The sequence below is a fragment of the Shouchella xiaoxiensis genome, from assembly GCF_016907895.1.
In the GTDB taxonomy this organism is placed as follows: Bacteria; Bacillota; Bacilli; order Bacillales; family Bacillaceae_D; genus Shouchella; species Shouchella xiaoxiensis.
In genome coordinates, this window is record NZ_JAFBCV010000002.1 from 176,430 (window position 1) to 188,200 (window position 11,771).

Genomic DNA, 11,771 nt, shown 5'->3' on the forward strand with positions numbered 1-11,771 from the left:
AAACGTGTGAAAAAGGGAGGGACATGAATGAAAGCAAGAGATTTAAGCGTGCTCGCTGGTGTGATTTTAATTATTATTATGCTTATTATCCCACTCCCACCTTTTTTATTGGACGTACTCATTATCTTTAATATCTCGCTATCCTTATTAATTTTACTCGTAGCGATTAGCACAAAAGATGCGCTTGAGTTTTCGATCTTTCCTACAATGCTGTTACTTGTCACTCTTTTTCGTTTAGGGCTTAGCGTTTCAACGACTCGCTCGATTTTAGGGAACGCGGAAGCCGGGAATGTCATCGACACATTTGGTAGCTTTGTTATCGGCGGTAATGCCGTTGTTGGTTTTGTTGTTTTCCTAATTCTCATCATTATTCAGTTTATTGTTATTACAAAAGGTGCTGAACGTGTATCAGAAGTTGGCGCGCGCTTTACACTAGACGCCATGCCAGGGAAGCAGATGAGCATTGATGCGGATTTAAATGCTGGTTTGATTTCAGACCGGGATGCCAAAGCTCGTCGAGAAAAAATTGAGCATGAAGCTGATTTTTATGGATCAATGGATGGGGCAAGTAAGTTTGTTAAAGGTGATGCGATTGCCAGTATCATTATCGTAATCATAAACATGGTATTCGGACTGATTATCGGCATGATGCAGATGGGCATGGATATGGGCACTGCTGCAAGTACATATACATTGCTTACGGTCGGGGATGGACTAGTAACGCAAATTCCAGCCTTACTAATTTCTACAGCGACCGGTGTGATTGTGACGAAAGCGGCGTCTGAAGGAAACGTCGGTACGGATCTTACCAAACAGATCTTTGCTCATCCGACATTACTATATGTAACGGCGGTAACGATATTTTTACTCGGTTTAACAACGCCGATTACAAAGCTAGTGACGTTTTCGATAGCGGGCCTATTAGCATTTGCTGGTTACAGATTATCGAAAGCGAAGCAGTTTGAAAAAGAGCTGGAGCAATCGTTAAAAGAAGAGCCGCTAAAAGAAGAACCATCTGGTCCAGAAAATGTAATGCAGCTCATGCAGATGGACCCAATTGAATTTGAATTTGGCTATGGATTAATTCCACTTGCCGATGCCAATCAAGGCGGCGATTTGCTCGATCGGGTTGTGATGATTCGCAAGCAAATGGCGCTCGAACTTGGCTCAATCATTCCTGTTATTCGCATTCGTGACAATATATCGCTTGATCCAAATCAATACGTAATTAAAGTGAAAGGCAATGCCGTGGCAACAGGTGAGGTGTTACTGGATCATTATATGGCGATGAATACGGGGATTGAAGATGAATCAATCATTGGAATTGAAACGGTTGAGCCTGCTTTTGGCTTAAACGCGCTCTGGATTAACGACGAGATGAGAGATCGGGCAGAATTATCGGGCTATACCGTTGTAGATCCACCTACCGTTATCTCAACTCATTTAACAGAGGTTTTAAAGAGCCATGCCCATGAATTGTTAGGTCGAGAAGAAACGAAACAACTAATCGATCATCTTAAAGAATCCTATCCGACTTTAGTTGATGAAGTTACCCCAAATCCTTTATCAATTGGCGATACACAAAAAGTGCTTCGAAACTTGTTGCGAGAACAATTATCGATTCGTAACTTGCCTGTTATTTTCGAAACACTTGCTGATTATGGGCCATTAACGAAGGATATGAACGTCATTACAGAGTATGTGCGCCAAGCGCTCTCAAGACAAATTTCAGAACAGCTAACACAAGGTTCTAAAGAATTATTTGTTATTACGCTTGCAGGAAGCGCGGAGAAAAAGATTGCAGATGCGGTCGGTCATAATGAAAATGGGAACTTTCTTGCTCTCGCTCCGAATGATTCACAGCAAATCTTGCAAAATGCAGCGGCGGAAACAACAAAAATGGCAGAGGTCGGTCGTCAGGCGGTTATCCTGTGCTCGCCTGCTGTTCGGATGTATGTAAGACAATTAATCGAACGCTACCTGCCTCATGTTCCAGTTGTCTCCTTTAATGAGCTTGAGCCTGACATTGAAATCCAAAGTGTAGGGGTGGTGAGAGCAGATTGAAAATAAAAAAATTCCGAGCGGCAACTGTTGAACAAGCAGTTGCACTTGCTCGTAATGAATTAGGTCATGACGTGACTATTCTTCATACAAGAGACGTTCGAACAGGTGGCTGGTTAGGCATATTCCAACAAAAACAAGTACAGCTAACGGTAGGAGTAAGTGAAGACCCGCATCACGGAAAAAAAGGAGATCAACTTTCTCAAATGCTTTCCCCGATGCAGCAACAGGTACAAGTATTCTTAAAAAAACAAGGTGTAAAACCGTCGATTCAAACCAATTTGCTGCTAACGTCAACGATGATTGAGCGGTCTGGGGTTACAGATTTTAAAACGATCGTTGAGCGCATGTTTACTTCAACAATGAAAGTAAGGGTTAAGAAACCGTGTCAAAAAAAGTTGTTTTTTATTGCTGGAGCGACTGGGGTTGGTAAAACAACAACACTTGCAAAGCTAGCAGCAAAAGCGATTTATCAAGACCAGAAAAAAATTGCGTTTATAACTCTTGATACGTTTCGGATTGCTGCGGTAGATCAATTAAGAAAATACGCTGAAATATTGGAATGTGACGTTCATGTTGCTTACGACACAGCGCAACTAGTGCGGTTTTGCGAGACGGTTGAAGCGGATTTAATCCTAATTGATACAGCAGGACGAAATTATTTAACGGAATCGATGCCAAGTGAATTGCTTTATTATATTACAAATCATGTAGAGGCTGAATTTCACCTAGCCGTTAGTTTAACTTCCAAGCTTGAAGATTCACTAGAATTGTTAAAGCGATTCTCAACAACAGAAATCACAGGACTGGTATTAACAAAAAAAGACGAAACAACATCAATTGGTTCACTAATTGAACTACTGTATGTAACGGATGTTCCCATTTCATGTGTAACAACGGGGCAGCAAGTTCCAGATGACCTTTGGTTTCCTGAAAAACAAGACATTATTAATTGGATGAGATTGGAGGAGGAACAACCTAATGGACCAAGCGCAAGGGCTGAGAGAGCTTAAGCGAAAACAAGTGAGGATGAAAGCCCTTGATGTCTACCTAGCGACAAATGATGAAGCCTTCATTCTGGAAAAGATGGTAGAGGCACTAGAAGAGTATGGTTACCAAGCCATTCTAGTGGCTACAGCGTTGGTAAAGCCGTTGTTTCGCGCAAATGCCCAAGATCGCTTATTCTCCAGTGAAACGGTAAAGCATATAAACTCAGTGAATGTCCAGTTAATGATTTATGTGCATCTAGTACCTGAATTACCAATCAATCGAAATCATAAGCCTCTTTTTTTGTTTGTTTGTCCTGATCGAGAACGATTGATCCAACAGTATAACTTAGTAAAACGTGTACCAACTCAAACCATATATACGATTGGAACAGGGTCCGCAAACAGAAATCAGCTTCAACAAGCTTTAGTAAATCTATCAGATGCGTCTGCACGATTTTTAGCAAAAGAAACAATATCAATTGGTATCGTACCTATCCGAGCAGATGAAGATTGGCTTGATTCTGTCTACGAAAGCACAGGTTTACTTGTGAGAGAGGTATTACTTGCGTGAAAAGGTATGCGCTCATCAGTTCCTCATTATTTATGCAGCAGTTTATTCAAGTATCTATGCTGGATGAACCGTTTACTTGCTTTAGTGAAAGTGATTCAATCAACCTTAATGATTTTGATCGCTTTATTTATGCACCAATGTCTACACAATCAAAGCGACAGTTTCCGGTGAAAAAAACGCTTTTTATAGGTGTATCCTCTGAGAACACCCACTACGAATATGTAGTGAAGTCAGATCTAACGAGCAGTGCTCAATTTAAGCAGGATTTGGTTTCACAATGGCATCAATTAAGCAAGGTGACGGATAGAGATTCTTTTTCCTCTTCTGAAATTGTCGCAATTGGTTCCTCAGCAGGTGGTCCAGAATCATTAAAGAAAGTCTTAAGCTGTCTGCCTGCTGATTTTCCAGCGCCCATTGTTGTTGCCCAGCATATGCCAGCTCAGTTTACAAAAAAGCTTGCCAAGCGCTTAAATGAGGATTGTCTTATTCGTGTTAAAGAGGGACTTGCAAACGAAAGGCTTAGTGCTGGCACCGTTTATATTGCTCCTGGAGGGAAACAGATGGAAGTTGCATGTGATAGAGAGGGCGCTTATCTTCATATATCCGATCCTGAACAGGGAGATGTTTATCATCCATCTGTGTCTCGCTTGTTTCAATCGATTTCTTTTTTTAAGAAAAAAACGGTTGTTGTTTTAACTGGAATGGGAACTGATGGAGCGGATACGTTAGCAAAGTTGTCACAGTCAGGCGAGTGCAGAATTTTAGCAGAAAAAAAGGAAAGTGCCGTCATTTTTGGGATGCCTAGAGCAGCCATCAAAACAGGCTTTGTCGACGAGTCGCTTTTAAATGATGAAATTGGCGAATGGTTAGCGAGGATGGGGGCGCAGAATGACGGATCAACTTGATCAAATAAAAGAAGTGGCGAATATTAGCACAGGCCATGCAGCAACAGCGTTATCAACATTCTTGAATCGAAGAGTCACAATGGATGTGCCTTTAGCTTTTCATTGTCAGCTTGAAGACTTACCTCGACTATCAATTGGCAAAGCGGAGGAGTGTGTAGCCGTTTATGCCCCGGTTGAGGGAGAGGCTGGTGGAGGCATGTTTTTTATCACATCCATGACAGCCGCCTGTCTGTTTGTTGAACAGGTTTTAGCCGATCCTTTTAGGGAAGAGGCCTTTCATAAAAACGCCCTAGCGCAATCAGCTTTTCAAGAAATAGGAAACATTGTCATTGGCTCTTATTTAACCGCATTTTCAGAAATGATGAACGTGAGCTCATACCCACTTGTAACCGAACTTTCCATTGATTTATGTGGCGCTTTGCTTGCAGAGGGAGCATTTCATGTACTTGAGGAAGAGTCATTTGTGTTAATGGAAACGGAGATGCAGCTAAACGACACAGAGCAAGCTATGACAGGACTGCTCTTGTTTATTCCCAATTCGGACACTGTAAAAATCCTAACAAATCAAGTTCCGAGGCCCCTATAATGAGTGCGACGGCAACAATCTCAATTGGGGAATGGAAATTAATTCAATCAACTGGTCAATTGCGTACTTGTGGACTAGGTTCTTGTGTTGGCGTCGTATTATATGACCCGCTACAAAAAATCGCCGGCATGGTCCATATTATGCTTCCTGATTCCTCAAAAGCACGGAAGGGAAAAGTGAACCCTTATCGCTATGCCGATACTGCACTTATTTCTTTAAGCAATCAATTAAAAGCAAAAGGTGCTGGATTGCTTAAAGCAAAAGTAGCTGGCGGGGCGCAAATGTTCCGCTATGCTGTTAAGCAAGAGTTTATGCAGATTGGTGAACGCAATGTAGAAGCGGTTAAGCTTGTGCTGAAGCAATTGGGAATTCCGATTATTTCTGAATGCGTTGGCGGATCCAGTGGGCGAACGATTGAGTTTCAACTTGAAACAAATGATTTGATTATACGAACGGTGCATCAAAATGAGATTATTATTTAAAGGGGATGAAAAAATGAACACAGAAGCAAGGCTTTGGAAATCGTGGGATGAGACAAAGTCAGATAACGCTGTTGAGAATTTAATTAACCATTATCTTCCTCTTGTCACGTATCATGTGCAGCGTGTTTCAAATGGTCTCCCTGTTTCGGTTACAAAAGATGAACTAAAAAGCCATGCCCTTGAGGGGCTGCTCGATGCCATCCATAAATTCGACTCATCCCGCGCGCTAAAATTTGATACATACGCTTCGTTTCGTATTCGAGGAGCAATGATTGACGGACTGCGCAGAGAAGATCCGCTTCCTAGAACGATACGTGAAAAAATCAAAAAAATGGATCAAGTGACTGAAAAGCTAGAGCAGGAACGTGGTCGCTCTGTTGACTTCTTTGAAGTGGCTCAACTAATGGATCTCTCGGAAAAGGAAATTTCCCTGTTAAAATATGAGCAACTAATGAGTACCAATCTGTCGTTTGATGACATGATTAACGGGAGTAAGGATCAGTCTTATGCCTCGCAAATCCAAGATCCAATGACTCGTAACCCAGAAGATAAGCTTGTGGCAGAAGATACCCGGAAAGAACTTGCTGAACGAATTTTGTGCTTAAGTGAGAACGAACAGTTAGTGATTCAATTAAGTTACTATGAGGAACTGACATTAACCGAGATTGGACGAGTTCTTTCGTTATCTACCTCACGGATTTCACAAATTCATGCTCGGGCGATTGATAAACTGAAGCAAGGTTTAGTAAAAAAAGAGTTTGTTCGATAGGGGGTTAAGAGAATGAGTGAACTAGTACTCTTCTTTTTCATTTGTTTTAGCTTGTTTTTATTCTATCGAACACGAACGCTTCAAAAACAAATGGATCAATTATTAAGTCAGGAGCAGTTGGAGCAAGCGCTTGACCATTTTGTAGAAGAGATTAAACAAGACAATGATGCTTTGATTGAGCAGCTTGTTGCACAGCGTGTGACGCAATTAAGGGAAGAAGAAAATGGAGAGGTCGAGTCGACAGAGCGTTCTGCACACGTGCTTCCCTTTACCTATGCGAGTGAGTCACCAAGCCATGTCAAAGCTCCTTCATCCGTGCAAGAAAACGAACAACAGTCTTGGCATCAACTCCTTAATGAAGGCTACAGTGCGACAGAAATTGCGAAGCGACTACATATGGGCGTGACGGAAGTCGAATTATTGATTGCGTTTAATCAGAAAAAAAAGGGGTCAAATTCGTAACGGGAATCTTGCGTTGCTTAAACCGATATGGTATATTAATTGACGGTGTTAAATACACACGCCTTGGATTTTGGCGAAGGTGCTCGATTCTTTATTGAGAGTGTCGTCAAAAAATGAAAAGAGCGGAGGAATAAAAACCAAAAGGAGGTGTTTGATGTGGCAGTAATCTCCATGAAGCAATTACTAGAAGCAGGTGTACACTTCGGTCACCAGACTCGTCGTTGGAACCCTAAAATGGATCGCTACATCTTCACAGAAAGAAACGGAATTTATATCATTGACCTTCAAAAGACGGTCAAGAAAGTCGAGTCTGCGTACAACTTTGTTCGTGATCTCGCAGCTGACGGAGGAAAAGTTCTTTTCGTTGGTACTAAGAAACAAGCTCAAGATTCAGTTCGCGACGAAGCGATTCGTTGTGGCATGTATTACATCAACCAACGCTGGCTTGGTGGTACACTAACGAATTTTGAAACAATCCAAAAGCGTATTACGCGTCTTAAAAACCTTGAAAAAATGCAAGAAGATGGTACATTTGATGTCCTTCCGAAAAAAGAAGTTATCTTGCTTAAAAAGGAAATGGACCGCTTAGAGAAATTCTTAGGTGGAATTAAAGATATGAATGGTGTACCAGATGCACTATTTGTTATTGATCCACGTAAAGAACGAATTGCGATCGCTGAAGCTCATAAGTTAAACATTCCAATCGTTGCGATTGTTGATACAAACTGTGATCCAGACGAGATTGATTACGTAATTCCAGGAAATGATGATGCTATTCGTGCCGTTAAACTATTAACTGGCAAAATGGCTGATGCCGTAATCGAAGCTACTTCTGGTGAAGAAGAAGCAGTTGACGTTGAAGAGACGACAACAGCGTAAATGACGGACTCCAAAAAGGGTGGTAAAGGGAGATGAACCCTTTACTCCCCTTTTTTTGTGCAAAAAACAACTATTAGGAGGAACGAACATGGCAGTTACAGCTAGTATGGTTAAAGAACTTCGTGAAAAAACTGGCGCAGGAATGATGGATTGTAAAAAAGCGCTTGTTGAAGTTGATGGAGATATGGATAAAGCGATTGATTACCTTCGTGAGAAAGGGATCGCTAAAGCGGAGAAGAAAGCAGACCGCGTAGCAGCTGAAGGACTTACTGCAGCAGTAGCAGAAGGAAATAAAGCCGTTCTTGTCGAAGTAAACTCTGAAACAGATTTCGTTTCAAAGAACGAAAACTTCCAAGCGCTTGTAAAAGAGCTTGCTGAGCACATCTTATCAGCAAACCCAGCTTCTGTTGAAGAAGCTTTAGAGCAGCCTTTTAAAGGTGGAAGTGAGACGGTTCAATCGCACATTAATACAGCTATTTCAAAAATCGGTGAAAAGCTTTCGCTACGCCGTTTTACAATCGCTGAAAAAACAGATGAAGATGTATTCGGTTCATACCTTCATATGGGTGGACGCATTGGTGTCTTAACGGTAATCGGTTCTTCTTCAGACGAAGCGTTAGCAAAAGACATCGCGATGCACGTAGCTGCCATTAACCCAACGTATGTATCTCGTGATGAAGTAACAGGTGATGAAGTTGATCGTGAGCGCGAAGTTCTTAAGCAACAAGCGCTAAACGAAGGCAAGCCTGAGAACATCGTTGAGAAAATGGTTGAAGGCCGCCTAAGCAAATTCTTCGAGCAAGTTTGCCTACTTGATCAGCCTTTTGTTAAAGATGGCGATCAAAAAGTTGGTAAATATGTGAAAGCGAAAAATGCTACTGTAAAATCATTTGTTCGCTACGAAGTTGGAGAAGGCATTGAGAAGCGTGAAGATAACTTCGCTGAAGAAGTTATGTCTCAAGTGAAAAAATAATTTAAGCCAAAAAGGGACACTGCCAGGAGTTGTGTCCCTTTTTTCAAGAAAAAAATAGAAACGAAAGCATTCTGGAGGTTAAGATGAGCAAATACAAACGTGTTGTACTAAAGCTAAGTGGAGAAGCGTTAGCAGGAGAGCAAGGTTATGGAATTGATCCGGTTATCATTCAATCCATTGCGCGTCAGATAAAAGAAGTTGTTGAGCTTGAAGTAGAGACAGCTGTCGTCGTTGGCGCAGGAAACATTTGGCGTGGGATGGCTGGCAGCGCTCAAGGGATGGACCGGGCAACTGCTGATTATATGGGCATGCTTGCAACCGTCATGAATTCGCTCGCTTTACAAGATAGTCTTGAAGCGATTGGCATTGAGTCAAGAGTACAAACCTCAATTGAGATGCGTCAAGTTGCTGAACCTTATATCCGCCGTAAAGCGATTCGTCATCTAGAAAAGAAACGCGTCGTTATATTTGCTGCTGGAACAGGTAACCCGTACTTCTCAACTGATACGACTTCAGCTTTGCGTGCTGCTGAAATTGAAGCAGAAGTCATTTTAATGGCGAAAAATAATGTTGATGGGGTGTACAATGCGGATCCTCGTGTTGACCCAGATGCGAAAAAATATGAAAAAATTACGTATATGGACGTTTTAAAAGATGGACTTCAGGTGATGGATTCCACAGCTTCATCCTTATGTATGGACAACGATATTCCACTTGTCGTATTCTCAATAATGGAAGAAGGAAATATTAAGCGTGCTGTATTAGGTGAAAAAATTGGAACAATTGTGAGGGGGAAATAAGATGACAAAGCAAATTCAAACGGAAGCAACTTCACGAATGGATAAAGCGATTGATGCATTAGGGCGTGAGCTTGCTAAGCTTCGTGCTGGCCGAGCAAACCCGGCAATCCTTGACCGTGTAACGGTTGATTACTACGGAGCGCAAACGTCGTTAAATCAATTGGCTTCTGTAACGGTACCAGAAGCGCGTTTATTGTTAATTACACCTTATGACAAGACAGCTGTCGGTAATATTGAAAAAGCGATCTTAAAATCAGATTTAGGTTTAACACCTTCAAGTGATGGACAGGTTATTCGTATCGTGATCCCACCATTAACAGAAGAACGTCGCAAAGAATTAGTTAAAGTTGTGTCAAAAACAGCTGAAGAGTCAAAAGTTGCCGTTCGTAATATTCGTCGTGATGCAAACGATGAGTTGAAAAAGCAACAAAAAGATGGCGAAATGACAGAAGACGACTTACGCGGTGCAACAGACCAAGTTCAGAAGCTGACAGATTCATATATTAGTAAAATTGACGTGCGCGCGAAAGAAAAAGAGCAAGAAATCATGGAAGTCTAATCCATTTGCGTGTATGATGAAGGAAAGTAGGAGACCCTCTTATTAAGGGGGTTTTTTACACTTTTATAGTATGATATAGGGCGAAGCGCTAGTGAGACGGAGGGCGAACCATGCTCGAAAAATTTTCAAAATGGAAGCAAGTCTTTACGACAACAGAAGGAAAGACACTTGAACTTAATCTTGACCCAACGAATATACCAAAACATGTGGCGATTATTATGGATGGTAATGGCCGTTGGGCAGCAGAAAGAGGGTTGCCTCGTATTGCTGGACATCGAGAAGGTGTAAAGAATGTAAACAAGATCGTCCGTGCTTCAAATGCGCTAAATGTCGAAGTTTTGACGCTCTATGCATTCTCGACAGAGAACTGGAAGCGACCGAAAGCAGAAGTTGACTTCTTATTAAAACTTCCAGAACGATATTTGAAAACGGAGCTACCAACTTTAATAAAAGAAAATGTTCAAGTTCGTTTAATGGGAACAAAAGATCAGCTTCCGAGCTACACGCTTGGAGCATTTGAAGAAGCAATCGAAAAAACAAAGAACAACACAGGATTAATCTTGAATTTTGCTATGAATTATGGAAGTCGTTTTGAAATGTCGCAAGCGATGCAAGCCATCGCTGAAAAAGTAAAAGCAGGTGAATTACAGCCTGATGAAATTAATGAAGATTTAATAGGTGCCCATTTAATGAGTGGCCAGCTTCGTGATCCGGATCTATTAATTCGTACGAGTGGCGAGATACGCTTAAGCAACTTTATGCTTTGGCAGCTGGCTTATAGCGAATTTTGGTTTACGGATGTGCTGTGGCCAAACTTTAGTGAAGCTCATTTCCATGAGGCTATTGCCACCTATCAAAATCGAGGCCGTCGATATGGTGGTTTATAGGAAGGGGCTCTTTATATGAAGACGCGAATTGTAACGGGGTTATTTATTGGAATTGTCATTCTGGCTATGGTTGGTTTAGGCGGCTGGTGGTTCTCGATTTTTGTTAGCTTGATGGCGACCGTTGCGATGATCGAACTTTTGAAAATGAAAAAGATTAGGGCTTTTTCCCTTAGAGGAATCGTTGGCTTGATATCGATGTGGCTGTTACTCGTGCCAACAAGCTGGTTTGATCAAACCATCCCTATTCAATATACAAAAATAGAAACATTTATTTTTCTCATTCTTGTTTTATTAATGCTCACCGTATTAACAAAAAACAAATTTACGTTTGATGAGGTTGGCTTTATTGTCTTATCAAGTGTTTATGTCGGTTTTGGTTTCCATTACTTGATTATGACTAGAGAAGTAGCTGACATCGGCTTATGGCTTGTTTTATTTGTTATAGTCTTAATTTGGACAACCGATTCTGGCGCTTATTTTGTTGGGAAATTTATGGGCAAAAACAAACTGTGGCCGGAGATTAGCCCAAATAAAACAATTGAAGGTTCGGTTGGTGGTATTTTGCTAGCCGTGCTTGTAGGTAGCGTATTTTATATCATAAATCCGTTCCTTGATACGTACATAACGGCGTTGCTCATTATTTTTGCAACAGCTGTATTTGGTCAAATTGGTGATTTAGTTGAATCGGCCTTAAAGCGCCATTATGCCGTAAAAGATTCTGGTAATGTTCTCCCTGGTCATGGGGGCATCTTAGATCGATTTGATAGCTTGATCTTTGTTATGCCGTTGTTACACTTACTGCAGTTAATTTAATAGACATGCCCTCATCGATTAAGTAGCATGAATAA

General features: G+C 41.3%; 14 protein-coding genes. All 14 read left to right on the plus strand.

The window, feature by feature from the left end:
* Positions 1-27: 27 nt before the first annotated feature.
* The gene (gene flhA, locus JOC54_RS04305; RefSeq protein ID WP_204464689.1) at positions 28-2,064 is read left to right on the plus strand and encodes a flagellar biosynthesis protein FlhA; all 2,037 of its coding nucleotides are present in this window, start codon (positions 28-30) and stop codon (positions 2,062-2,064) included.
* Complete coding sequence (locus JOC54_RS04310) at positions 2,061-3,074, plus strand: flagellar biosynthesis protein FlhF (RefSeq protein WP_204464690.1); 1,014 nt, start codon at positions 2,061-2,063, stop codon at positions 3,072-3,074. Before flhA ends, JOC54_RS04310 begins: the two co-directional genes overlap by 4 nt.
* On the plus strand, positions 3,043-3,621 hold the full coding sequence (locus JOC54_RS04315) for a hypothetical protein (protein WP_204464693.1): 579 nt from the start codon (positions 3,043-3,045) through the stop codon (positions 3,619-3,621). Before JOC54_RS04310 ends, JOC54_RS04315 begins: the two co-directional genes overlap by 32 nt.
* The gene (locus JOC54_RS04320) at positions 3,618-4,526 is read left to right on the plus strand and encodes a CheB methylesterase domain-containing protein (protein WP_204464694.1); all 909 of its coding nucleotides are present in this window, start codon (positions 3,618-3,620) and stop codon (positions 4,524-4,526) included. Before JOC54_RS04315 ends, JOC54_RS04320 begins: the two co-directional genes overlap by 4 nt.
* Positions 4,510-5,112, plus strand: coding sequence for a chemotaxis protein CheC (locus JOC54_RS04325; RefSeq protein ID WP_204464697.1), 603 nt, complete (start codon positions 4,510-4,512; stop codon positions 5,110-5,112). Before JOC54_RS04320 ends, JOC54_RS04325 begins: the two co-directional genes overlap by 17 nt.
* On the plus strand, positions 5,112-5,594 hold the full coding sequence (locus JOC54_RS04330) for a chemotaxis protein CheD (RefSeq protein ID WP_035419214.1): 483 nt from the start codon (positions 5,112-5,114) through the stop codon (positions 5,592-5,594). Before JOC54_RS04325 ends, JOC54_RS04330 begins: the two co-directional genes overlap by 1 nt.
* A gap of 13 nt (positions 5,595-5,607) precedes the next feature.
* Positions 5,608-6,363 (plus strand): FliA/WhiG family RNA polymerase sigma factor, encoded by a 756-nt coding sequence (locus JOC54_RS04335; RefSeq protein WP_204464699.1) that lies wholly within the window; start codon positions 5,608-5,610, stop codon positions 6,361-6,363.
* A 12-nt stretch (positions 6,364-6,375) separates the two neighbouring features.
* Complete coding sequence (locus tag JOC54_RS04340) at positions 6,376-6,825, plus strand: helix-turn-helix domain-containing protein (protein ID WP_204464701.1); 450 nt, start codon at positions 6,376-6,378, stop codon at positions 6,823-6,825.
* Between the two features lie 156 nt (positions 6,826-6,981).
* Complete coding sequence (gene rpsB / locus JOC54_RS04345; RefSeq protein ID WP_204464704.1) at positions 6,982-7,704, plus strand: 30S ribosomal protein S2; 723 nt, start codon at positions 6,982-6,984, stop codon at positions 7,702-7,704.
* Between the two features lie 88 nt (positions 7,705-7,792).
* On the plus strand, positions 7,793-8,677 hold the full coding sequence (gene tsf / locus JOC54_RS04350; RefSeq protein WP_204464707.1) for a translation elongation factor Ts: 885 nt from the start codon (positions 7,793-7,795) through the stop codon (positions 8,675-8,677).
* Between the two features lie 83 nt (positions 8,678-8,760).
* A complete protein-coding gene (gene pyrH / locus JOC54_RS04355; protein WP_035419222.1) occupies positions 8,761-9,477 on the plus strand; it encodes a UMP kinase in 717 nt (238 codons plus the stop codon).
* Between the two features lies 1 nt (position 9,478).
* Positions 9,479-10,036 carry a ribosome recycling factor gene (gene frr / locus JOC54_RS04360; protein WP_204464709.1) on the plus strand — a complete coding sequence of 186 codons (558 nt, stop codon included), beginning with the start codon at positions 9,479-9,481 and terminating at the stop codon, positions 10,034-10,036.
* 110 nt (positions 10,037-10,146) lie between these two features.
* Positions 10,147-10,923, plus strand: coding sequence for an undecaprenyl pyrophosphate synthase (gene uppS, locus JOC54_RS04365; RefSeq protein WP_035419225.1), 777 nt, complete (start codon positions 10,147-10,149; stop codon positions 10,921-10,923).
* A 15-nt stretch (positions 10,924-10,938) separates the two neighbouring features.
* On the plus strand, positions 10,939-11,736 hold the full coding sequence (locus JOC54_RS04370) for a phosphatidate cytidylyltransferase (RefSeq protein ID WP_204464712.1): 798 nt from the start codon (positions 10,939-10,941) through the stop codon (positions 11,734-11,736).
* The last annotated feature ends 35 nt before the right edge of the window (positions 11,737-11,771 follow it).